A 23167-nucleotide genomic window follows, 5' to 3' on the forward strand; every position below is an offset into this window, starting at 1 on the left:
CGATATTTCAATGAAAATTGTCAGAGGAAACTATGGGACCAGTCAATGGCAGAGCTTGATCCTTTGCAAGCGCATGAGAAGGGCGTGTTTCTCTTCGGCGATTTCGCCTTCGATACCCGCACCCGGAATTTGAGCCGACGGGGCCAACAGTTGCCGCTGGGCGGGCGAGCCGCTGATATATTGCAAGTCTTGCTCGAATTGGCCGGCCAGACCGTGCCCCGCGCGTTGATTGTCGACAGGGTCTGGGGTGCCCCCAATATCACCGACAGCGCATTGCGATTTCAAATCAATGTTCTGAGGAAACATTTGTCACCTGAAGCCGAGGCCCGACCCTTTATCAGGAACGTTTCACGCGTCGGCTATGTGTTTACGGAGAAAGTCGAGTTCCTTCCGGAGAAGGGGGCAATTGCAGCTCGCAACTCCATCAAGGATGATGCGCTGGAACAGGCAAATCGGACCAGACCGAAAACACTCATCGGGCGCCAGCACGATCTTGAAGCCACCGTCAAAGCGGCCCGTCGCCATCGGTTTGTGACAATCCTCGCGCCTGGCGGCTTTGGGAAGACCACACTCGCACTCGCGGTTCTGGAAACCCTGCGCCCGGAAGCGACGGTCTTCTGGATCGATGCATCGAATGTCCGCCAGAATGCTGACATTTGGGCTTGTCTTGCGGCGCAACTACCGGTCTCTGGCACGCTCCAAGCGCCCGTGGACCTGGTCCGCGAGGTCTTAAGATCCTCCAGAGGTTTCGTATTCTTTGACTGCGTCGACCGATGTACCGACGTGTTGTCGGCCTTCGACCAAGATGAACTTTGGGACCTTGAAAATCTCACTGTCATCACGACTTCGCGACAGCCGGTCAACGTGCGCGATGAACATATCGTGCGGCTCGACGCATTGACCGTACCCCCTTCAGGTCTGGCGCTCACGGCGGACGACATTGTTGCGTATAGTGCGATTGCGCTTTTCTTCGATCGCGGGGCCGCGCATCTGCAGGGTCTTTTGCTCAGTGAAAAACTATTGGCCAGCGTCGCCGAGATCTGCAGGCGGCTCGATGGCATACCGTTGGCGATCGAGATTGCCTGCGCGCATCTTTCCATTTTCGGCGTTCACGATCTCGACCTGCTTTTGCGCGAGAACTTCGAGATGATCGATCTCATGCCGACCGATTGGCCTGAGCGTCATCGCACGCTGAGCAAGATGATCGGCTGGAGCTTCGACTTGCTGACCAGAAGCCAAAAGCGTGTCTTGCTCGAGATGTCTGTCTTTCTGGGTGCCGCCAGCGTCGAGGCGTGCCTGCGGGTGATCTCCAGCGAAGATCTGCCGGAACGCGACGTCATCCAGGCGATCGCCGTGCTCGTTGGCAAAAATCTGATCGTCAAGGAAGATCGAGACGGAAGAGCGTCTTTCCGGCTCCTCGATACGACACGCGCCTTCTGCGTTGATCAGATGATCAAAACCGGTGAATGGCATCAGGTTCAGGCCAAACTGGGCGAATTCTTCATCCTGGAAATTCAAGGGCAAGGCTTGCTCGAGGGCGACAAGGAAAAGGCGATAAACTGGTTTGGGTCGGCGTGCCCAAATCTGACCAATCTTTCGGCCTGCCTCGACTGGCAATTCGAGATGGCGGAAAGCCCCGCACTGGCCGTGCGCCTCGCTGCGGAAGCCGCGCCGCTTTACATGCAGCTCTCGCTGCTCAGGGACTGCGAGACGATCGCCGCGCGGGCGCTGACCTATCAGGGACGTGTCGAGCAGAGCGAGGCTTTGTGGGCTGCTCTGAACGCTTATTATGGCGCCGCATTGTTGGCAACGAACGGCCCGGTGGACGCATCGAAAGCCGCCATGGACGTTGCGATCCAGAAAACACCGGATGCTCGGCTGGACCCCACCGCAATCCTCGCCTATTCCGGCCTCTACTGGCTCCATATCTATCGGTCAGAGCCTGATTTGGCGGATGCTTGCGCGGAGAAGTTGAGGCCATCGAGCAAAAGCGATCTGCAGGACGATGATGATCTGATCGCCGACAACTACAACGCCATGGCATTGCAGATGCGGGGCGATCAGTTCCGAGCCGAAAGGGAGTTGGAGGATGTCGTCAAGCGCCAGGCGCTCATTTCGCTCGGCCGTTTCATGCGGATCGGTACGGATCCCGGACTTCTGTCGCGCATTTTTCTGATCAAGGCACAATGGCTGCGCGGAAAGGTGACGACGGCACTGGACCACTACGAGGCGATCCGCGGCCCCCTGGAGGAGCCGGAACATGGATTGTATCACTGTTGGGCGTTGAACGAGGTCATCATTCCCCTCTATTGCTCGCTGCGTGACTATGACAATGCGCGCCACGCCTGCGAGACGTTGCGAAAGGCCGTGCACCAACAGTCCATGACAATCAGGGAGGTCTCCAGCGAGGCCGCGCTGCAAGCTGTCAATGCGTTGAGCGGCAACCCGAATTACCCAGCGCTCACGGCCCTGCGTGACAAGATGGACCGGAACAAGTTCCGTATGCTCATCCCCTGGATCGATGGCATTCGTGCACAAATGCTTGGTGAACTCGGCCGAGACAACGAGGCGTTAGACGTCATCGATCAGGCAATATCTTTCTGCAGGGCGAACAACAGCCGATGGTGGATGCCGGAACTGCAGTCCATCCGTTGCACTCTGCTCTGGCATGACCAAAGCCCGGAAGGACAGGCGAGCGCGGCAATCGCCTTTCAAGAGAGCCATGATTGCGCGGAAGAGCTGGGCGCCTCTGCTCTGGCCATTCGCAATGTGCTTCGAGTTCTGGAGCGAAAGGCATCCGACAGGCTTCACAGCGTGGCCACCGAAGCCGGACGCGGAATACTGGCCTCTTACCCAGACGACGGCGATCCACTGGCAGAGATGGTCAGAAACCAGATCTGATCCTGACCAGCAAGGACAGCGTCAGGTTTGCCGAACACCATCGACAACAGCGGGAGACCTCTCCGCCGCAAGCCCCAGAAACGGGAGGACAGGTCCGCGTCTGATGCCAGTCTACGCGTCCGCACGCGAGCTCAACGGAATGACAAAGCTGAAACTGGTTCCGATGGGCTCGGCAGCAGCGGTCAGGACGCCGTGATGGGCCTCGATGATTGACTTGCAGATCGCAAGGCCCATGCCCATGCCCGTGGTTTTCGTGGTGAACATCGGCTCAAAGATCTGTGATGCGATCTCCGGCGCGATCCCTTTGCCGAAGTCCCGTACAGTGACCAAGATCTCGGATGAGGTGCACTTCGAGACAATATCGATCGTCCGCCTTCGTTCGGGAATGTCGTTCATCGCCTCCATGCCGTTGTGGAGGAGATTCAAGACGACCTGCTTCAACTGAGTGGCATCGCCCCAAACCACCGCACCTCCTGCTGCAAGGTCAAGGCGAACCTCGGTGCCGTGGTTTGAAATCTCGGAGCGCGCAATGCGCAGCACTTCCTGAATGACGTCGTCGATATCGACGGGCTGTTCGACCTTTGGGGCCTGCTTCGAAAGGGCGCGCAGTGCACGAATGATGTCGTGGGCGCGTGTCACGCTGGTCTCGATTTCGGTCAGGACGCTCAGCGTTTCCGGGATGTCCGGTTCGGCGCGGCTGAGCCACCGAAGGCCGGCGCCCGCGTTCGACGCTATGGCAGACAAGGGCTGGCCGAGTTCATGCGTGACCGAGGCGGCGATCCCGCCCAGCAGGGTCAGACGCGCATTCTTTTCAAGCTCAGCTCTCGCTCCCGCGAGCGCCTGCTCACTCCGAGAGCGGAGCTCGTTTTCCTGCAGCAGCCGCGTGTAGAGCCGGGCGTTCTCGAGCGAAATTGCGGCCTGAGAGGCCAGGAGCTTGAGGAGTGCCACGGTGTCAGCGGCAAATACGCCCTCCAGATAGTCGTTCTGGAGGCAGAGAAGGCCGGTAAGTTCCCCCCGCCGCAAAAGGGGCACGCAGAGGATCGAGCGCCCCGTTCCGGGGACCTTGTCGGCAGCCCAGGCTGCGAAATCGGACCCGGAAATGACGAAGGGGGTTCGCGTCTGAAGGGCTCGATCGATCACCGAATAGGGTGGGCTTATGCCATAGCGGTCCGGATCTATCGTGCTGACGCGCACGCTGTCGCCTTCGGTCCAGGCGGACGCCTCTGCCTCCAGTTTGCCATCGGCAATCTTCAGCAGCAGCCCGCGATTGGCGCCTGCGTGAACGAGCATCCGGGTCATCAGCGTTTCGATCACCCGGTCGAGAACAATTTCCTCCGACAGCGCAAGCGAAGTCCCGAGCACTGTGTCGAGGTCACCGGCAGCGGAGGTCAGACCTTGCGCAGCAGACGGACGCCGGGTCGCCTCCAAGGTCAAGGCTGTCCTGAGGCTTCTTGCCTTGTGTCCAGCACCCCAGCGTTCGTATGCTTCTGATGCGAGTGAAAGGTAAGCGTTGGCACCGATCCGGTTGCCCATTTCCAGGCAGCATGCCCCAGCGCGCTCCAGCGCCAAGGCATGCTCGTGCTCGAAGCGCGAGGATCGGGCAGCGGCAGCGGCTTTTTCGTAGAGAACAAGAGCCTCGGCATAACTCCGCTTGCTGCGGGCAATCTCCGCATCGAGGAGCAGCAGCTTGTCGGCGAAATTCAACGGGTTCAGGTCTGCCCAAAGCGCCAGGCGGGCGCGGACTTCAGCGAGTCGATGATCATCACGGTTCTCCGCCGACCTGCCTTGTTCCAGGGCGGCGAGCGCGAGGCCGAGATAGAACTTGCAGAAGCCGGTATCGATATGGGCGAGCAGGAAGATGCTGAGGGCGTCGGCGGCACGGAGTTTCTCGACTGCCGGAGCGTAGGCGCCGTTATAGTAGAGCGAGGTCCCGTCATAGAAGGCCACCCAGAATGCGGTTGTCGCTGAAACAACGGGGGCACTCTGCGTGAGGCTTGCCGATGACCGGCTTTCTCCTGGGCCTTCGGCAAGGTCGACGACCAGTCGGAGCTGGGCTGCCAGAATATGCTCGATATCCGTGTAACCAAAGCGCCGGGTGACAGCGATCGACTCTTCTGCCTCGCGCCTGATGTTGGGGATCTCCTCCCCCATGGCAATGAGATCGGAAACCAAGTGATTGCGCGCATAACACATCCAGCCGACATCGCCGGCCGCATGGGCGGCGTCGAGGGCTTCGCGGACGCGTTCCAGGGCGTAAGGCAGGGACTGGGTCCAGGGTGCCACCTGATCGACCGCCAGAAGGACCGAAGTGCGGTGCTCCTCGAAGCCGTATTTGTCGACGAGCGCCCGCGCGGCGAGGCAAAATTCCAGACCGTCCGCATAGGCATCGTATTTGTCGGAGATGATGGCGCCGAACCACGCAAGGCCATGCGGGGATTCAGGGCTTGCCCCATGATCGAGCGTAAGCTCCACCATTTTGGCGAGATGGAGGAAGCGGAGGCCATCCGTCGTGAAGACCGACGAGATGAGCGGCGCGAGTAGCGACATGGCGGCCCTGATACGCGGGTCGTCCATGACGGGCATGTGTTCCAGATCGGAAATCCGTCTCCCGTCCAACCCTCGCCGGATGGCACGATAGGCCTCTTCCTGCTCCGCTTCTGTCGACCCGCGCGCGAGCTTGACGCCGAGCTCGTCCAACCCTAGCAGCGCCTCATCGATTGAGCCTTCATAGTCAGATTTCAGCGTCAGCAGATTGGCGCGCAGACGGAAGACGGCGCTCCTGTCGAGGGCCGATCGCGCATACTGCAAGAGATCGTTGAGCCGGCTCTCGGCAGCTTCGAGCGAGGCGGCTCCCAGCAGCGCCTCGCACAGGAGGATATGGGCACGGAAGCACAGTGCGTAGTCTTCCGCCCAAAGGTCGTCCTTGATCAGGCTAACCGCAGTCTCCCCATAGCGGACCGCCTGGCCGAAGGCGGCAGAGCGCCTGGCATGGACAAGTGCGACCAGAAGGGCATCGACAAACAGCTTCCGCTTTTCAATCTGCAGATGTTCGTCTCTGCATTGCTCGATCTGATTGGCCACAGCAAAGGCCGAGGCATTGGTTGAGCCGTCCGACAGCGACATCATCACATCGACCAGATGCAGATGGCGAGCGCGCCGTTCTTCCGCGTCCATCAGCGAATAGGCTGCCTCCTGGATGCGGTCATGGGCAAAACTCAGTTTTGCAGGCGAGAGGACCACAAAACCGGAGCGCGCCAGAGGTGCTGCAAGCTGGGCAAGACTTTCAGGTGATAGGCTGAGGGCACTGGCAAGAACTGCCTGTTCTGCTTCGGGGCCGATGCAGGCCATCGTCTGCAACAGCCGAAGTGCTTGCGCCCCCTCCTTCTCGAGACGGGCGGTGACGAAGGAGATGATGTTCTCGCTCGCGGGATAACGCGATACGTCCTCAACTCGGCACAGCCACGCCCTTTGGTCCGGGGAGAAATAGACGACGCCGTCCTGAACGAGAGCCTGCAGCAGTCTTCGCAGATAGAAGGGGTTTCCCCCTGTCTTCTCGTGCAAGGTTTCGGCCAGATCCGCGAGACCGTCCGGTGCATCCGAAAAGATCGTATCGAGCATCTGACGGGTCGATTGCAGAGAGAGTGGGCTCAGATAAAGCTCGGCCAGTTCGGTCATGGAAATGCGGGCATCCGCGAGGAGCCGTTCCGACAGGGCTTGCGCCTCTCCGGACTGGTCACGCCGGGCGACGATCAAAAGGAGCCCCGTAACCGGCTCGCTCACAAGAACCGACAGGAAGGAGCGTGTGGCTTCGTCGGCCCATTGTATGTCATCGAGAAACAGGACGAGGGGTTTGATGGTCGCTGCCGCGACCGACAGCACCGCGCGCAATGCCCTCTGCAAGCGAAGCTGGACCAGTTGGCCGGTTATTTCCGTTCGTGTCGACTGCGGCCCGGTCAGGATTTCCATTGAAGGCAGGAGGTCAACCAGCAGTGCCGCGTTGCCCTGCAATTCGCGGGCAAGAGCCTTACGAACCGATGCCAGCGTCAGGTGATCGGCACGCATTGCCTCATCAATGAAGGCGCTGATCGCCTGCACGATCGGGGCATAGGGCAATTCCGACTGATGCTGGTCACTCTTGCCTTGCAGGAACAGTGCCTGTTCGGCCGCCCCCTTGCCAAGGCTTTGGATGAGGCTGGACTTCCCGACGCCGGGCTGACCATGCACCGAGATCATCGACGGCTTGCCGTGATCCAGAAAGCGGTCCAGCACGTTGGCGAGGATCTGTTCTTCCTCGCCACGACCGAAAAGCGCTGAGGTTCCGAGCTGTGCAAAGGGTGTATCGACGCAACCGATTTCGAAATCGCCGATGGTGCGATTTTCCCGCCATTCCTGTTCGCAGCGCGCAAGATCGACCTCCAGCGCAAGGGCCGTCTGGTATCGAGCGGTCGGTTCCTTGGCGAGCAGACGCTTCAGGATCTGCCCGATCACCGGCGGCAGGTCTGAGAACATGCTGCTTGCGTCCATCGGTGCAAGCGCAAGATGCGCGTGGCGCCATTCAACGGGCGAGTTGGCTGCCAGCGGAAAGATGCCGGTCAAATGCCTGAAGAGGATCATGCCGAGCGCGTAAAGGTCACTTCGACCGTCATATTGCGGGGCGACAGGTCTCAATTGCTCGGGTGCGCGATAGATGATCTCATCAATCACGCCGAGCGTCTGCGCGGACGCCGTCGCCGGCATTGTCCTTAACCGGAGGCCGCCATGACCATCGACCGCAAAGTCGATTGGATGCAGAGATCCCAGCGGCGCCCCTGCGGCATGGGCCGCCGAGAGTGTCCTGGCCATGTAAAGCGCAAGAGGTAGAAAATCGGCAAGCGGAGCAGGCGAAGGCGACTGCAGCTTGAGAACAAGACTTGCGGTGTCGAACACCAGGACGCGATGCTCCGCCTCCTCCAATATCGCCACCGGCGTGTCGAGCCAGCCATCGGCATTCGGATAGCGACGCATGCGTGCATCGGCCTGGGAGGATCGTACCCCGTCTCTGTCGCGTGGCAGAATGAGTGCATCCCAGGCGGCGGAACCCTGGGAGAGGCGATACAGATTCACCGAAGCGGCCTGCCAAACAGCGACACGCGTGCTGCCCCGCAGCCAGGCTTCGTCCAGCGTTTCCATTGTCGCGGCGGTTGAGGGCACCGTTGTCTCCGAATGGACAAAACATCACTTTTGTCAAAGTAGCAGTTTCACCCCGGACCATGTCCATGGCCCAACCGCTAATAAGTGCCGAGAACTCGATCAAAAACCGGTAGTTTTTGTTAGATGGCACGTTCGATGCCTGATCCAACGGATAGAGCCCGGGTTATGTCGTCTCGAAGTCAATGGTGATTGCGCTGTCCGAAATGCGACCGTGATCTTCATCGGCTAACAGACGGTTAGGGCTGCGGCCCTTCCAATGGGCAGCACCAGTCCTCACGGTTCCGCTCACTCAGCACGATCAGCGAAACGTCCAAAACGGCTGCGTAACCGACAAGAGACCGGCAGCACTCCAAGGCATTCTCTCCTCGTCACTGCTTCTCCCAAGCACCGAGGAAACGAAAATGACCATTCAAGCCAAAGCCGCCCCCGGCGCCCGCCTTCTGAACGCCGCCGATCACACGCTGATCATGATCGACTTTCAGTCTCAGATGGCCTTTGCCACCAAGAGCATCGATGCCGTCAACCTGCGCACCAATGCGGCACTTGTTGCCAATGCCGCGAAGACCTTCAACGTTTCGACCATCCTGACCACCGTTGCCGAGAAGAGCTTTTCCGGCCCGATGTTCGACGAGATCACCAGCACCTTCCCCGGTCAGGCGATGCTGGACCGCACCTCGATGAACACTTGGGAAGACGCGGCCGTGATCGCCGATGTCAACCGGATCGCCAAGAAGCGCATCGTGCTTTGCGGCCTCTGGACGAGCGTGTGCATCGTCGGCCCGGCCCTTTCGGCGCTCGACCAGGGTTTCGAGGTCTACGTGATCGCCGATGCCTGTGGCGATGTCAGCACGGAAGCGCATGACCGCGCCATGGATCGCATGGTGCAGGCCGGCGCCCAGCCGATGACCTCGCTCCAGTACCTGCTCGAACTGCAGCGCGACTGGGCACGTGGTGAGACCTACGAGGCGACCACAGGCATCGCGAAGAAGCTCGGCGGCGCCTACGGCCTCGGCGTCACCTACGCCAAGACGATGTTCAACGCCGCCGAAGGTCACTGATCCCGTCCCCGCCGGTCGCTCCGCGTTCCGCCTCCCAACCGGAGCGACCAACCACGCCTGGCGCGGCTCCCCTATCGCGCCAGGCGTAGGTGGACGACACGTTCATGAGCACCACCGCATGCATTCGATCTCACGCCGAAAGGAAACGGTGATGAAACTCTATCTCATCTCACTCGCAGCAGGGCTGCTCGTCGGCGTGATCTACGGCGTCCTCAACGTGCGCTCCCCTGCCCCGCCGGTCATCGCGCTGGTCGGCTTGCTCGGCATCCTCATCGGCGAGCAGATCGTGCCGCTCGCCAGGGGCGCCCTCGTCCGGCAGCCGATCACGACATCGCTCCCGAAGCAGGGCGAAACACGGACGACGACTGACCTCAGCGAGACCCGCAGGCCGCAGGACCGGACGGGCTGAGCTTCTCGCCCGCGTACCGATGCCTCTTAACTCAGAAGGAACACTGTGATGGATGCCGACCTCATCCTCTACCACGGACTCGTGACCACGCTTGACCGCGCCAATCCGTCAGCGACGGCGATTGCAATCAAGGATGGCAAGTTTCTCGCTGTCGGCAGCGACGCCGAGATCATGAAACATGCCGGTCCCCAGACCAAGGCCGTCGACTTGCGCGGAAAACGCGTCCTGCCTGGCCTCAACGACAATCACACCCATGTCGTCCGCGGCGGCTTGAACTTCAACATGGAACTGCGCTGGGACGGCATCCGCTCACTGGCCGACGCCATGGACATGCTGCGGCGCCAGGTGGCGGTGACGCCTGCACCCCAATGGGTGCGGGTGATCGGCGGCTTCACCGAACATCAGTTCGTCGAGAAGCGGCTGCCGACCATCGACGAGATCAATGCGATCGCGCCCGACACCCCCGTCTTCCTGCTGCACCTCTATGATCGCGCGCTGCTGAATGCCGCTGCCGTTCGCGCTGTCGGCTTCACCAAGGACACCCAGGATCCGCCGGGTGGCGAAATCACGCGCGATGCCGCCGGCAATCCGACCGGGCTGCTGCTCGCCAAACCCAATGCCGGCATCCTCTACGCCACGCTCGCCAAGGGGCCAAAGCTTCCCTTCGACTACCAGGTAAACTCGACGCGCCATTTCATGCGTGAGCTCAACCGGCTGGGCGTCACGGCCGTCATTGATGCCGGTGGTGGTTTCCAGAACTATCCGGATGACTATGCCGTCATCCAGAAGCTGGCAGACGACGACTTGCTGACGGTTCGGCTCGCCTACAACCTCTTCACCCAGAAGCCGAAGGAGGAGAAAGAGGACTTTCTCCGCTGGACTTCCTCGGTCACCTACAAGCAGGGCACTGACTACTTCCGCCACAACGGTGCCGGCGAGATGCTGGTCTTCTCCGCCGCCGACTTCGAGGATTTTCGGCAGCCACGCCCGGATATGCCGCCGGAGATGGAAGGCGATCTTGAGGAGGTGGTGCGCGTCCTTGCGCAGAACCGCTGGCCCTGGCGCATGCATGCGACCTATGACGAGACGATCTCGCGGGCCCTCGACGTCTTCGAGAAGGTGAACCGCGATACGCCGCTCTCCGGCATCAACTGGTTCTTCGACCATGCGGAAACAATTTCCGATCGTTCGATCGACCGCGTGGCGGCCCTTGGCGGCGGCGTCGCGGTGCAGCACCGCATGGCCTATCAGGGCGAGTATTTTGTCGAGCGTTACGGCCATGGTGCCGCCGAAGCAACGCCGCCGATTGCCAAGATGCTCGATCGTGGCGTGCATGTCTCTGCCGGAACCGATGCGACCCGCGTTGCCTCCTATAACCCCTGGGTCTCGCTCTCCTGGATGATATCAGGCAAGACCGTGGGCGGCATGAGCCTTTATCCGCGGCAGAACTGCCTGGACAGGGAAACGGCGCTCAGGATGTGGACCGAAAAGGTCCAGTGGTTCAGCAATGAGGAGGGGCGCAAAGGGCGTATCGAGGCCGGTCAGTTCGCCGACTTGATCGTGCCGAGCAAGGACTACTTTTCTTGCCCGGAGGACGAGATCTCCTTCCTCACATCCGACCTCACCATCGTCGGCGGCAAGGTCGTCTACGGCGCCGGTGACTTCAGCGGCATTGATGCGCCGCCGCTTCCTCCTGCCATGCCTGAGTGGTCACCGGTCAGAACCTTCGGTGGCTATGCCGGCTGGGGCGAACCGCAAGGGGCTGGCAAGAACTCACTGCGCCGCCACGCGATTTCGTCCTGCGGCTGCGCCAATGACTGCGGCGTGCATGGTCACGATCATGCGGGCGCCTGGACCTCCAGCCTGCCCATCAGCGATCTCAAGGGCTTTTTCGGAGCGCTCGGCTGCTCCTGCTGGGCCGTTTAGGAGAAAAAACGATGACAACAATCACACGTTTTGAACACCAGACTGGACCGATCCGGCGCAATGCGCTCAACGGGTCGACGGCAAAGGTCCTGATGCTGAGCGCGCTGTGCTCGGCTTACATCCAGGGCGCTTTGACAAAGCTCTTCGACTTCGAGGGCGCCATTCAGGAAATGACTCATTTCGGCCTTCTGCCGGCACCCCTCTTCGCGGCCGGCGTGATTGGCTTCGAGCTCGTGACTTCCGCCATGGTCATCACGGGCTTTCATCGCCGCGCCGGAGCCCTGGCGCTCGCGGCCTTCACGCTCGCGGCGACCTTCATTGCCCTGCAGTTCTGGACGATGCCGGCGGGTCCGGCACGCACGGGCGCGACCAATGCTTTCTTCGAGCATCTCGGCCTGGTCGCCGCCTTCCTTCTCGTCGCCAGGATGGATGCAAGCGGTGAAACGTCCAAAAAACCGGCCTAGGCGACAAGAGCGCACAGCATCAAGGCCCTAGTCTCCGATCATCCAATCAGCAGGAAGCAAGCGATGGATCAGAAACACGAATTCCTCTTGTCCCGGCGGCAGGCACTGCTCGCGGGCGCCACCCTTTCGCTGGCAACGACGCTCCCGGTCTTTGCCTCGGAAACCCTCAACGCACTTCAACAGGAAGGAACGATACCAATGACCGAGACCTATGTGACCACCAAGGACGGCGTCGACATCTTCTACAAGGACTGGGGTCCGAAGGATGCGCAGCCGATCGTCTTCCATCACGGCTGGCCTTTGTCGTCCGATGACTGGGACGCGCAGATGCTGTTTTTCCTCCTCAACGGCTACCGCGTGATCGCCCATGACCGCCGTGGCCATGGCCGCTCGCAGCAGGTGAGCGAAGGTCACGATCTCGACCACTATGCCGCCGATGCATCGGCTGTTTTCGAAAAGCTCGACCTGCGCAATGCCGTCCATATCGGCCACTCCACCGGTGGCGGCGAAGTGGCACGGTATGTTGCGAACTTCGGCGAACCGCAGGGCCGTGTGGCGAAAGCCGTCCTGGTCGCGGCCATCCCGCCGATCATGGTGAAGACGGAAGCCTATCCGGGCGGCCTGCCGATCGAAGTGTTCGACGGTTTCCGTTCTGCGCTTGCCGCCAACCGCGCGCAGTTCTTCCGTGACGTGCCGGCCGGTCCCTTCTACGGTTTCAACCGAGATGGCGCAACCGTACATGAAGGCGTGATCCAGAATTGGTGGCGCCAGGGCATGATGGGCGGTGCCAAGGCTCATTACGACGGCATCAAGGCCTTCTCGGAAACCGACCAGACCGAGGACCTGAAGAACATCTCCGTGCCGACGCTCGTCATGCATGGCGACGACGACCAGATCGTTCCGATCGCCGCTTCTGCCGAGATCTCCGTCAAGCTTCTGAAGAACGGCACGCTCAAGGTCTACAAGGGCTTCTCTCACGGCATGCTGACCGTCAATGCCGACGTCATCAATCCGGATCTGCTGGCCTTCGTGAAGAGCTGAGCCGGGCTTGTGCCTCCCAAGGCCGCCGCCTGACCCGCGGCGGCCTTCGTGTGTCTACACCGTGCCCGGTTTGCAGCAGGGCGCTCCGTCGCACCGAACCTTCGAGAGGTGATCGTCATGACCCAATTGCAGCCTGACAAAGCGGAGGCCGGCAGTGCGCTGGCGCCGTTTCACCATACGGCCTTCGCTGTCCTCTGGACCGCAACCGTCATCGGCAATACCGGCACCTATATGCGAGACGTCGCGAGTGCCTGGCTCGTCGCTGATCTTTCCGCCTCTCCGGGTGCCGTCGGCCTCATCCAGGCGGCAGGGACCCTGCCGATCTTCCTGCTGGCGCTGCCGGCCGGCGTGCTGGCCGACATTCTCGACCGGCGCAAGCTGCTGATGGCGATGCAGGTCGTGCTGCTTGCGGTCAGCCTAACCCTGACGCTGCTTGCCTGGCGCGGGCTGATCACCGTTGAGCTCCTGATCGGCCTCACCCTTGTCGGCGGAACAGCCGCAGCCATTGCGGGTCCGGCCTGGCAATCCATGGTGCCGGATCTCGTTCCGCGATCTCAGTTGCGCAACGCGATCGCGCTGAACTCCGTCGGGATCAACGTGTCGCGGTCGATCGGCCCGGCGGTCGGCGGCATCCTGCTCGGCGCCTTCGGTGCAGCCTTTGCTTATGCAGCGGATCTTGCCACCTACCTCTTCGTGATCGGCGCACTCCTCTGGTGGAAAAGTCCAAGGGGCGAAGTCAGCCACATCCCGGAGCACTTCTTCGGCGCCTTCCGCGCGGGGCTGCGTTATGCCCGCTCGAGCCGCAAACTGCATATCGTGCTCGTGAGGTCCGGCGTGTATTTCATCTTCGCCAGCGCCACCTGGGCGCTTCTTCCTCTCGTCGCCAAGGATCTGCTTGGGGGCGGGGCGAGCTTCTTCGGCCTGCTGCTCGGCGCGGTCGGTGCCGGGGCCATCGGCGGGGCAACGGTCCTGCCGAGACTTCGCAGTCGGCTGAGTTCCGACACCATCCTTCTGGGATCTGCGATCCTCAGCGCCGGCGTCATGGTCGTGCTCACCTTCGCGCCACCGCAATGGGCAGCCTTCATCTGCCTCTTCCTGCTGGGCAGCGCGTGGATCGCGGCGCTCACGGTCCTCAATGGCGTGGCCCAGGCGGTGCTGCCCAACTGGGTGCGCGGGCGGGCACTTGCGGTCTACCTCACTGTCTTCAACGGAGCGATGACGACGGGCAGCATCGCCTGGGGCGTGACGGCCGAGGCCCTGGGGCTGACGACGACACTGCTGATTGCGGCCGCCGGCCTGAGCGTAAGCGCAGTCCTGATGCACCTGATCAAGCTGCCGCTGGGCGAGGATGACCTCTCCGCGTCCCACCACTGGCCGGAGCCCATCGTGGCGGAGAGCGTTGCCCATGATCAGGGACCCGTCATGGTGCAGGTCGAGTACTCGGTTACCGCAGACGACCGCCCCGCATTTCTCCGGGCACTCAACCTCCATGCCGAAGCGCGGCGCAGAGACGGCGCCTATCTCTGGGGCGTCAGTGAAGATGCGGCAAATCCCGAGCAGATTATCGAATGGTTCTTCGTCGAATCCTGGGCCGAGCATCTGCGCCAGCATGAACGCGCATCACAGGCGGACGCGGAGATCCACGGCCAGCTCATCAACTATCACCAAGGTGAGAAGCGACCGGTTGTGCGGCACCTTATCGCCATTCCGGCGAGAAATCGGGATGTAAAATAGGCCTAAGGCGAGGCGCTTCGGCGTCTCGTCACGTTTCTGGCTGGACGCTGATGGCGCGCTCGATGCAGGCGATCAGGGCTTCTGCCTGGTAAGGCTTCTGCAGCACGCAGACAGGGGCCTCGATATGCTGGCGCACCGGGGCTTCGGCGAAGGCCGTGATGAAGATGACAGGGACAGGATCCTGGCGGGCCCTGAGCGCGGCAAAAAGCTCGATGCCGCTCATGCCGGGCATCTGGACATCGGAAATCAGACAGGCTGACCGACCATTGCTGGGCGAATGGAGGAAATCTTTAGCGGAGGTGAAGGTCGCAACGTCGAACCCGCAGGATCGCAAGAGGCTGCTGGTGCCGCGAAGGACTTCGACCTCATCGTCGATCACTGAAATCAGCCTGGGAGCATGCACCTTGATCTGCCAATCTCCGGTCGGAACCGGGTTCACTGCATGCCTTAATAGCCGTATTTCATAACTTTATCGACTATACCTGAGTTTATCGGCCCACCGGTGTACCCTGGTGTCGCGCGATGGCTTCCGACATCTTCACCAGGTCGGCAAAGGTTTTCGCCATCATCTTGCGCATGATCTTGCCGCGATGGATCTTGACGGTGATCTCGCTCAGATCGAGTTCACCGGCTATCTGCTTGTTCATCAGGCCGCTCGTTGCCATTTCCATGATCTGGCGCTCGCGCGCGGTGAGCGAGGAAAAACGCTCTTTCAGTTCGGCTTCGAGCTTGGTCTCGCCCTTCGCCGCAGCCCGCGTCAGGCAGGCAGCGGCGACTGCATCGAGCATGTCCTGATCCCTGAAGGGCTTTGGCAGAAAGTCCGCAGCTCCAGCCTTCATGGCCCGAACCGACATCGGTATATCGCCATGGCCGGTCACGAAAACGATCGGTATCTCGACGCCCATTTCAGAGAGCTTCTGCTGGAAATCAAGGCCACTTGTGAAGGGCAGACGGACGTCGAGGATCAGGCAATCGGCTTCTTCCAGGCATTGCACGTCGCGGCAAAGATCAAGTGGCGTGGCATAACACTTCACCCGATAGCCAACCGAGCGCAGCAGGCTATCGACAGAACTGCGGACGAGTTGCTCGTCATCGACGACCAGAACGAGAGGGCTCACGGACATCCTTTGCCTTCCAGGGCTTGTGAGTGTTCAGCTTGTTTAAGACCCGCACCGATGCTCCGGCAACTATACGTGGGTATGCGAGGCTAGCACTGCAGTCTGACGCTGATCAATTCCCGTACAATTTCTTTGAACCGCCATTCGCATGAAGATCTCTCCATACATCAGAACCAACGGGGATCGTCATGTCAGCACTTCCTTTCCAGATCGACGACAGCCTTCACCGGGCGCCTATCGGCGCTAGCTCACTGGCGTCGCAACACCACCAGCTCAGCCGCCTGCTTGCCCATGCCATGTCCCTCGTCGAGCAAAACGAGGACACCGCAATGGACCTTATCCGGAAAGCGTCGGCCCTTGTTGGCAGCCCTGACTTGTTAGAGACCCCAGAGCCCTCCACGCGTGGCGGGTTGGCTCCATGGCAGGTCGGCCGGGTCAAGCGGCATATCGACAAAGAACTTGCCGGACGCATCAATATCGATGAGCTGGCCCAGATCACACGGCTCAGCACCAGCTATTTCTCTGCCGCCTTTCGTGCCAGCTTCGGGACATCCCCGCACGACTATATCTGCCGGCGGCGCATTGGTCGTGCCAAGCAGTTGATGCTCACCACCGATACGCCGCTGTGCGAAATCGCGCTTGATTGCGGCTTTGCCGACCAGTCCCATCTCTGCCGCGTCTTTCGTCGCGTCACAGGCCAAACGCCCGCCGCCTGGCGGCGCAGCAGGCGGATCGCCTAAACACAGCTTCCGCTCTGCCGGTATCGTTTATCCTGTTGCACGCGGTCCCGCGTGCGACGACGCCATGATCCTTCAGTCCGACGAGGGCGCCTTCCGCCCTAATCGCGCGCTTCGTGCGCGATGCCGCCAACCGGCAAGACCTCACCACCCGAAAATCTCCAAGCCTTGCCCGCAGCAGAGCGCGCCACAGTGTCTGGCAGCAGGTTCTGCTGATCGGCGTGATGATGCTGATCGGCGCATAGAACAACGGGACCGAAGCCGTTCCTGGCCCGGTCCCGTTCTTGATCGCTGGCTGTGAGCCTGAACGCACTCGGTTCCGATGCGCTCCTTACGTGTTGCGGCAGATCTCGAAGAGGAACCAGACACGCTGCTCGCCCTCGTCGATCCACTGTTCAAGCAGGCTGGTTGAGGCAACATCGCCATGCTCGGCACAGAGACCATGCGTCTGGCGGGCAAAGGACACGAAACGCTCGTTGTCGTCTCGGAGCTCGGCCAGCATATCCTGCGGTGTCACATAGGCCGCATCGTTGTCCAGCAACCGCTGGAGCCTGGCGATATGGCCGCTGGAGCGGATTGTCGTGCCGCCGAGCTTGCGGCCCCGCTCGGCGATCGCATCGGTCATCGCGAAGATCTGGCCCGCCTGCTCATCGAGAAGCAGGTGATAATCGCGGAAGGACGGCCCACTCATGTGCCAGTGGAAGTTCTTGGTCTTGAAATAGAGGGCGAAGGTATCGGCAAGCAGGCCGGTGAGCGCTGCGGATATGTCCTTCACCGCTTCGGGCGGGAATCGGGACGGTGTGGTGAGTGCGGCCTTGCGGCGCGCCTCGACTGCGAGAGGCTCCATGGGTCATCTCCTGTTGGCCATGCGGTGGATGCTGGCTCTCCGACAGACGCCTCCGGCGTCGGCCCGGCCCGCACGGCAAGTCTACGCTTCCACCGGAAACCCGCCCATCAGCCGCTGGTATGCTCGCCCCTATACATCCGGATAGCGCGGGATGGCTGGCACGTGCCGCCCGCTGGCCATCGCAATTGGGCAGCGCTCGGGATCCGAGCTGATTTTACCAACGTTTCCGTATGCGGCCCTGTCCGATCAATGCCTTGACCCAAACCTTCGGTCATGTCCGGCCATGCCTTCGGCATGGCTGCGGCATACCAATGTTGGTGGCGAACGAACTCACGTTCAATGGAACCTCATCCCCCTCACTGTCACTCTGAACTGGCTGATCAACCACGCAGTCCTTTCCTCCCCGGATGCGAGATCAGCGCCCTACCAGGCCTCCCGCCAGAGACCTGTCTTGAAGCAGTCCGATGAACCCGGCCGAAGATCGGCCCTCACTCAACCCTTGAAGGAACACGACCATGAAGACCATTCTTACCGCCCTCTCCGCCGCCCTGATCTCGTTCGCAGCCGGCACGGCCGCTTTCGCCAGCGTCCAGCCGATCCCGGGCTCGATCACCTACGACAACAGCGATGTCATGCTCGAAAAGGCCCCCGCCGGCTCGACCTTCTTCCACACCTTCTCCAACGGTGACGGTCGCGATGTCCGCGAGATCTACAAGGTGAACGCCGACAAGTCGGTGACCCTCGTCAACCGCACGATCTCGAACGCTTCCTGACACCGAGCGCACCACAGACCAGGTCGGCCGAGAGCAAGCTCGGCCGATCCGGCTGACCTCAGTCCATCCCAATTGGCTGCCGGCTTGGCGCCGCAGCAAAAAGCCATGAAAAGGAGCGAAACGATGCGAACCATAGTTCTGGCAGTTGCAGCAGCATGCTTTAGTGTGATCGGTGCGCTGGCAAGCCTACCGCCCGCCGAAGAGCTGCCCCGGGGCGAACTGCTCTGGTCAGAGGAAGGCGATGCAGAGAAAGGCTCCGCGCCACTGTGCTCCCTACCAAAGCCCGCACCCAACATCGCTATGCCGACTATCGACATATACAAGTCCAGCAGGCTGCAGCCTACCCACGGCTCAAATTGGCAGGCGTTCTAGCCACATCAATGGAAAGTATCCACTTACGCCTGCCGTTGCCGTCGAAGGAAACAATGTCCAAGCAGCAGTTCCAGGAGCTCTTCGAACATGCGCGCGAGAAGGAAGTCGATCGGCTGAAAAAGATCGGCAACTCTGCGGCCTCACCTATCGGCTGAAAAACGGCGTGCCAGCGTCCCACGTCGAAACCAAGGGAACTCACCACCGCCCGTAGCGCAGGTTTGAAGCCGGCATCCATGGACTGATCTACCAGTTCGAGATCGAATATACAGCCGTTCAACGCCAATGCGCAGCGGCTCCGACTCGATGCCGTTGAGCGGAGCCGGCCCCGGCCCTGCTTCAATCCGCACAGGGCCGAGCTCACGTTCTCACGGATATGCGCGGTTGGGTCCGCAATTTGTCATCGGGACCTTGGTCCCGTCACAGATTGCTCATGTGAAGCTGCAGGAGTTCGTCATAGCAAGACGGGTTCGCCGCAAGCACCGGGTGCCCGTTGAGGAATTCGGCTCCCGCTCCCGGGAAGTGAAGGTTTTTGCCGCCAGCCTCGCGGACCAGGCAGAAACCCGCCATGCAGTCCCAGGCACGCATATGCGGCTCGTAATACCCAACCAGACGGCCAGCCGCGACATAGGCGAGCATCAGCGCACCCGATCCATTGCGGATAAAATTTCCGCCCTGCGCCATGAGGCCGGCGATGATCGCACCGACGCGTTCGGGGGTGACGTAGTTGTTGCAGCCGATCCCGGTCATCGCATTCTGGAGATTGCGGCTGGGATCGAGGCGCAGGGGCTTGTCGTTCAGCGTCGCACCGAAGCCATGGGCAGAAGCATAGAGCTCATCCGAGCAGGGCACATGGATCACGCCAACAACCGGCTCGCCACCCCGCACGATCGCGACCGAGACACACCAGGTCGGCATGCCGTTGACAAAGGGCGCCGTGCCGTCGATCGGATCCACGACCCAAGTGAAACCCGAGCTTCCTTCGTCATGGCCGAACTCCTCGCCCAGGAAACCGTCATTCGCATAGATTTCGGCGACCCGCTCCTTCAGGAAGGTCTCGACATTGCGATCGGCGATCGAGACCACATCCTGCAGGTCGCGTTTCGTCTCGATCACCAGGGTGTCGCGCCGATTGAAATAGTCGAGCGCCATGGCGCCCGCTTCGGCGGCAAGTGTCTTGGCAAGCGCAAAACGTGCGGCGATGGACGTATCGTTGACTGTCATTCTCTTCTTCCTTGATCTTTCTGTGCAGGCTCTCAGCCGCTGATGACGGCAATGCCACGGTTCTTGAACGCCAGTGTGACGTCGCTTGCGGCGGCATGGGCATGATCGACATCATGGTCGATGACGAAGAGCGTCCCGACATCGGTCTCGACTTCATATTCGACATGACCGCCGAGATAGGCGGAGTGCAGGACACGGCCTTTCAGTCCCTCCGCGCCCGCACCACCGATCCGGATGGCACCGGGTCTGACAGCCAGCTTGGCGGGACCCCGCCCTGCCCCGGAGCGCAGGCGATGTTCGACATTGCTGACCCGGACCAGAACCTCGCCGGCATCCGATTGCACCACCTCGCAAGGCAGCACGTTCGCCTCCCCCATGAAGTCTGCAATGAATGGCGAGGCCGGCGCCTCGTAGATCTCGCGCGGTGCACCCGACTGGGCAATCTCGCCGTCCTTCATCACGATGATCCGGTCGGAGACGGCCAGAGCTTCGTCCTGGTCATGGGTGACATAGACGGCGGTAAAGCCCAGACGCTGCTGGAGATCGCGGATTTCCGTGCGGACGCGGCGACGCAAGCGCGCATCGAGGTTCGAAAGCGGCTCGTCGAGAAGCAGGACCTGCGGCTCGAGCACCAGCGCCCGCGCCACGGCAACGCGTTGCTGCTGCCCGCCGGAAAGTTCTGCCGGCAAGCGGTGTCCCATGCCGGCGAGACCGACGAGCTTCAGGCCCTCTTCTGCTTTCTCACGCGCCTCCTTTTTACCCAGCCCGGAAGATTGCAGGCCGTAGGCGACATTCTCGAGAGACGTCATATGCGGAAAAAGCGCGTAGGACTGGAAGACCATCGAGACGTCGCGTTCGTTGGCCGGCAGCATGGTCACATCCTTGCCACCGATCAGGATCTTTCCCGACGTCGGATGTTCGAGCCCGGCCAGCATGCGCAGTGTCGTCGTCTTGCCGCAGCCGGAAGGCCCCAGCAGGGTCACCAAGGTGCCGGGTTCAATGGTGAGCGAAAGATCATGGATGGCGGTGAAGGCGCCGAAGGTCTTGCGGACGTTCTGGAAGGTAACGGATCCGGCTTTGACGGTGATCATGCGGTTTTCTCCTGACCGAGAGGAACGGGACTGTTGCTGCCGAGACCGGCAACACGATTTTCGCGGCGCAGCTTGCGTTCGCCGACAAGGAGCTGGAAGCCGGCGATGACGGTGATCATCACGAGGATCAGCATCGAGGAGTAGGCGATCGCCACGCCGTATTCGCCGTTTTCGACAAGGCCGACGATGTAGGAGGTCGCCATGTTGTGTTCGGCGCTGACGAGGAAGATGACGGCGCTGATGGAGGTGATGGCGCGCACGAAGGAGTAGACCAGCGCCGCCGTGATCGCCGGCCGCAGCAGCGGCAGGATGATCTTGCGCACCGTGCGGAAGCTGTCCGCTCTGAGCGTCAGCGAGGCTTCGTCGAGGCTCTTGTCGAGCTGGCTCATCGCCGCGATCCCACCACGCACGCCGACCGGCATGTTGCGGAAGACGAAGCAGGCAATGAGGATCAGGGCCGAGCCGGTCATTTCGAGCGGCGGCAGGTTGAAGGCCATGATGTAGCTGACGCCGATGACCGTGCCGGGAATGGCGAAGCTCATCATCAGAGCGAACTCGAACAGGTTCCGGCCGGCAAACTTCTGCCTGACAATGATATAGGCGGTCAGCAAGCCGACGGCAGCGGTCAGCGGCGCGGAGATGAGCGAGATCTCCATCGTCGTCCAGAAGGAATTCCAGGCGACACCCGTCCAGGCGATCGAGCCGTTCTCAAAGCTCACGGAGAAGGCACGTGCGTAGTGGCTGAGCGTCAGCGTGTTGTCGAGGCCCCAGGTGGTGACGAAGCCGCCCACGAGGATCATGCCGTAGACGACGACGGTGAAGATCATCCACGGAATGACGATGGCATGCACGCCGATGGAGACGCCGCGCGGCAAGGCGATATGCGCACCACTGTCACCCTTGCCGGTAACGGTCGCAAAGTTCTTGCCGGAGAGCCAGACGCGCTGGGCAAGGAAGGCCGACAGCGTGAAGAAGAGCAGCACAAGCGCGAGCACGGCGGCCCGCGAAGGATCGTTCTGCGAGCCGACGACGGCGAAGAAGATTTCGGTCGAGAGCACGCCATTGCTGCCGCCGAGCACCAGCGGATTGCCGAAATCGGCCATGCTTTCGATGAAACCGATGAGGAATGCATTGGCAAGACCCGGCTTCATCAGCGGCAGCGACACGCGCCAGAAGGTGCGCCAGCGATCGGCGCGCAGCGTCTGTGACGCCTCTTCCATCGATGGACTGACGCCCTCGACGACGCCGATCAGCACGAGGAAGGAGATGGGTGTGAAGGACAGGACCTGCGCAATCCAGATGCCGGTCAGGCCATATAGCCAGCGACCGGGCTCGATGCCGAACAGGCTGGACAGTGTCTCGGTGACGACGCCGGCGCGACCGAACAGCAGAACGAGCGCGAGACCGATGACGAAAGGCGGCGTGATGATCGGCAGGACAGTGAGAAGGCGCAGGCCCTTCTTGAAGGGGAAGCGGGTGCGGGTGGCGACCAGCGCGAAGGCGAGACCCAGCAGAGTGGAGGCGGATGCCGTCATGATGGCAAGCGTGAACGTGCGCCAGGCAACGCCGCAGCGGCCGTCGCCGATCACGCAGCTCAGGCTCCAGATGCTCGGATCCTGAAGATTGCGGATGAAGCCATCGGGCTTGAACGAACCGTCGAAATCCTGCACCGCAGCGACAAGCATGCTGCCGATCGGGTAGAACACAAAAACGAAGACGAGGAAGACCAGCATCGAAATCGAGCCGACCACGAATGCATCGCCCTTCATCACACCGCGCTCGACGAGGCCAAAGGCGAACATCAGAACGAAGGAGATCGCCAGGCAGATGGCGCCGGCGCCCATGGCGGGCTGTCCGTCGGAGAGCGCTCCGAAGAGGCTCTCACTGAGCCCCCAGGTCCAGCCCGAAAACCCGATCGCCACCCCCTGCAGGCAGAGATAGACGAGACCCGCCGCGCCAGACGCCGCAAAAAACGCGCCGCGCCGCATCGGGTCCGCCATGAACCGCGCGGCGACGCCGAGGCCGAAGAAGACGACAACACCGAGCAGCCAGAGGCGACCATGGGCGAAGAGCTGCAAGATCCCTGGCGCGGGTTCCGCGGAAAACGGAAACTCGCCCAGCCAGTTCAGACCGAAAAAGCCGGACTCCTGCCGATACCAGGGAAGCAGAAGGAAGGAGGCTGCGCCAAACGCCAGCAACAGGTCCAGTCTGCGGTTGCCATGTCTCATGGTCGACCTCATTGGGAATGCAAAGATGAGAGGAGGCCGGCAGTCTCAGACCGCCGG

At 61.4% G+C, this 23167-nt stretch carries 16 protein-coding genes; 9 read left to right on the forward strand and 7 right to left on the reverse strand.

Features of this window, described 5'->3' with window-relative positions:
• The first annotated feature begins 45 nt into the window (after nucleotides 1-45).
• Complete coding sequence (locus DMY87_RS03220) at nucleotides 46-2901, forward strand: ATP-binding protein (RefSeq protein ID WP_110789822.1); 2856 nt, start codon at nucleotides 46-48, stop codon at nucleotides 2899-2901.
• Between the two features lie 111 nt (nucleotides 2902-3012).
• Here DMY87_RS03220 and DMY87_RS03225 read toward each other — a convergent pair whose 3' ends face one another.
• Complete coding sequence (locus DMY87_RS03225) at nucleotides 3013-8091, reverse strand: trifunctional serine/threonine-protein kinase/ATP-binding protein/sensor histidine kinase (RefSeq protein WP_133252994.1); 5079 nt, start codon at nucleotides 8089-8091, stop codon at nucleotides 3013-3015.
• Nucleotides 8092-8492: 401 nt separating this feature from the next.
• Between DMY87_RS03225 and DMY87_RS03230 the strand changes: the two genes are divergently transcribed.
• The 6 genes from DMY87_RS03230 to DMY87_RS03255 all read left to right on the forward strand — a co-directional run bounded on the left by DMY87_RS03230 (nucleotide 8493) and on the right by DMY87_RS03255 (nucleotide 14723).
• Nucleotides 8493-9149, forward strand: a complete 657-nt coding sequence (locus DMY87_RS03230) for a hydrolase (protein WP_110789824.1) — start codon at nucleotides 8493-8495, stop codon at nucleotides 9147-9149.
• A 151-nt stretch (nucleotides 9150-9300) separates the two neighbouring features.
• A complete protein-coding gene (locus tag DMY87_RS03235; protein ID WP_110790358.1) occupies nucleotides 9301-9558 on the forward strand; it encodes a XapX domain-containing protein in 258 nt (85 codons plus the stop codon).
• A gap of 48 nt (nucleotides 9559-9606) precedes the next feature.
• A complete protein-coding gene (locus tag DMY87_RS03240; protein WP_110789825.1) occupies nucleotides 9607-11484 on the forward strand; it encodes an amidohydrolase in 1878 nt (625 codons plus the stop codon).
• 11 nt (nucleotides 11485-11495) lie between these two features.
• A complete protein-coding gene (locus DMY87_RS03245; protein WP_110789826.1) occupies nucleotides 11496-11948 on the forward strand; it encodes a DoxX family protein in 453 nt (150 codons plus the stop codon).
• A gap of 63 nt (nucleotides 11949-12011) precedes the next feature.
• Nucleotides 12012-12989 carry an alpha/beta fold hydrolase gene (locus DMY87_RS03250; RefSeq protein WP_110789827.1) on the forward strand — a complete coding sequence of 326 codons (978 nt, stop codon included), beginning with the start codon at nucleotides 12012-12014 and terminating at the stop codon, nucleotides 12987-12989.
• A gap of 117 nt (nucleotides 12990-13106) precedes the next feature.
• The gene (locus tag DMY87_RS03255) at nucleotides 13107-14723 is read left to right on the forward strand and encodes an MFS transporter (protein ID WP_110789828.1); all 1617 of its coding nucleotides are present in this window, start codon (nucleotides 13107-13109) and stop codon (nucleotides 14721-14723) included.
• A gap of 28 nt (nucleotides 14724-14751) precedes the next feature.
• Here DMY87_RS03255 and DMY87_RS03260 read toward each other — a convergent pair whose 3' ends face one another.
• Together DMY87_RS03260 and DMY87_RS03265 are read right to left on the reverse strand one after the other, a co-directional pair.
• Nucleotides 14752-15102, reverse strand: coding sequence for a response regulator transcription factor (locus DMY87_RS03260; RefSeq protein ID WP_245408811.1), 351 nt, complete (start codon nucleotides 15100-15102; stop codon nucleotides 14752-14754).
• A gap of 109 nt (nucleotides 15103-15211) precedes the next feature.
• Nucleotides 15212-15847, reverse strand: coding sequence for a response regulator transcription factor (locus DMY87_RS03265; RefSeq protein ID WP_110789829.1), 636 nt, complete (start codon nucleotides 15845-15847; stop codon nucleotides 15212-15214).
• Nucleotides 15848-16029: 182 nt separating this feature from the next.
• Between DMY87_RS03265 and DMY87_RS03270 the strand changes: the two genes are divergently transcribed.
• A complete protein-coding gene (locus DMY87_RS03270) occupies nucleotides 16030-16581 on the forward strand; it encodes a helix-turn-helix transcriptional regulator (protein ID WP_110789830.1) in 552 nt (183 codons plus the stop codon).
• A gap of 328 nt (nucleotides 16582-16909) precedes the next feature.
• On the opposite strand, the gene DMY87_RS03275 is transcribed toward DMY87_RS03270, so the two are convergent.
• Nucleotides 16910-17425, reverse strand: a complete 516-nt coding sequence (locus DMY87_RS03275) for a Dps family protein (RefSeq protein WP_110789831.1) — start codon at nucleotides 17423-17425, stop codon at nucleotides 16910-16912.
• A 515-nt stretch (nucleotides 17426-17940) separates the two neighbouring features.
• Between DMY87_RS03275 and DMY87_RS03280 the strand changes: the two genes are divergently transcribed.
• Nucleotides 17941-18198 carry a hypothetical protein gene (locus DMY87_RS03280; RefSeq protein ID WP_054158746.1) on the forward strand — a complete coding sequence of 86 codons (258 nt, stop codon included), beginning with the start codon at nucleotides 17941-17943 and terminating at the stop codon, nucleotides 18196-18198.
• 789 nt (nucleotides 18199-18987) lie between these two features.
• Here the strand turns inward: DMY87_RS03280 and DMY87_RS03290 are convergent.
• From DMY87_RS03290 to DMY87_RS03300, 3 genes are read right to left on the reverse strand one after another with little or no spacing between them, the layout of a single operon-like run.
• Entirely contained in the window at nucleotides 18988-19791 is an 804-nt protein-coding gene (locus DMY87_RS03290) for an inositol monophosphatase family protein (RefSeq protein WP_110789833.1), read from the reverse strand.
• Between the two features lie 32 nt (nucleotides 19792-19823).
• Complete coding sequence (locus DMY87_RS03295) at nucleotides 19824-20882, reverse strand: ABC transporter ATP-binding protein (protein WP_110789834.1); 1059 nt, start codon at nucleotides 20880-20882, stop codon at nucleotides 19824-19826.
• The gene (locus tag DMY87_RS03300; protein ID WP_110789835.1) at nucleotides 20879-23110 is read right to left on the reverse strand and encodes an ABC transporter permease; all 2232 of its coding nucleotides are present in this window, start codon (nucleotides 23108-23110) and stop codon (nucleotides 20879-20881) included. Before DMY87_RS03300 ends, DMY87_RS03295 begins: the two co-directional genes overlap by 4 nt.
• Nucleotides 23111-23167 lie beyond the last annotated feature (57 nt).

Origin of the sequence: Peteryoungia wuzhouensis (assembly GCF_003205195.1) — a bacterium.
Classification (GTDB): Bacteria; Pseudomonadota; Alphaproteobacteria; order Rhizobiales; family Rhizobiaceae; genus Allorhizobium; species Allorhizobium wuzhouense.

Excerpts from the sequence above, each read along its gene's own strand:
- DMY87_RS03230 (WP_110789824.1), top strand. The coding sequence starts at position 8,493 with ATGACCATTCAAGCCAAAGCCGCCCCCGGCGCCCGCCTTCTGAACGCC.
- DMY87_RS03295 (WP_110789834.1), bottom strand. The coding sequence starts at position 20,882 with ATGATCACCGTCAAAGCCGGATCCGTTACCTTCCAGAACGTCCGCAAG.
- DMY87_RS03275 (WP_110789831.1), bottom strand. The coding sequence starts at position 17,425 with ATGGAGCCTCTCGCAGTCGAGGCGCGCCGCAAGGCCGCACTCACCACA.
- DMY87_RS03240 (WP_110789825.1), top strand. The coding sequence starts at position 9,607 with ATGGATGCCGACCTCATCCTCTACCACGGACTCGTGACCACGCTTGAC.
- DMY87_RS03255 (WP_110789828.1), top strand. The coding sequence starts at position 13,107 with ATGACCCAATTGCAGCCTGACAAAGCGGAGGCCGGCAGTGCGCTGGCG.
- DMY87_RS03220 (WP_110789822.1), top strand. The coding sequence starts at position 46 with ATGGCAGAGCTTGATCCTTTGCAAGCGCATGAGAAGGGCGTGTTTCTC.
- DMY87_RS03235 (WP_110790358.1), top strand. The coding sequence starts at position 9,301 with ATGAAACTCTATCTCATCTCACTCGCAGCAGGGCTGCTCGTCGGCGTG.
- DMY87_RS03265 (WP_110789829.1), bottom strand. The coding sequence starts at position 15,847 with ATGTCCGTGAGCCCTCTCGTTCTGGTCGTCGATGACGAGCAACTCGTC.
- DMY87_RS03250 (WP_110789827.1), top strand. The coding sequence starts at position 12,012 with ATGGATCAGAAACACGAATTCCTCTTGTCCCGGCGGCAGGCACTGCTC.
- DMY87_RS03270 (WP_110789830.1), top strand. The coding sequence starts at position 16,030 with ATGTCAGCACTTCCTTTCCAGATCGACGACAGCCTTCACCGGGCGCCT.
- DMY87_RS03245 (WP_110789826.1), top strand. The coding sequence starts at position 11,496 with ATGACAACAATCACACGTTTTGAACACCAGACTGGACCGATCCGGCGC.
- DMY87_RS03280 (WP_054158746.1), top strand. The coding sequence starts at position 17,941 with ATGAAGACCATTCTTACCGCCCTCTCCGCCGCCCTGATCTCGTTCGCA.
- DMY87_RS03300 (WP_110789835.1), bottom strand. The coding sequence starts at position 23,110 with ATGAGACATGGCAACCGCAGACTGGACCTGTTGCTGGCGTTTGGCGCA.
- DMY87_RS03290 (WP_110789833.1), bottom strand. The coding sequence starts at position 19,791 with ATGACAGTCAACGATACGTCCATCGCCGCACGTTTTGCGCTTGCCAAG.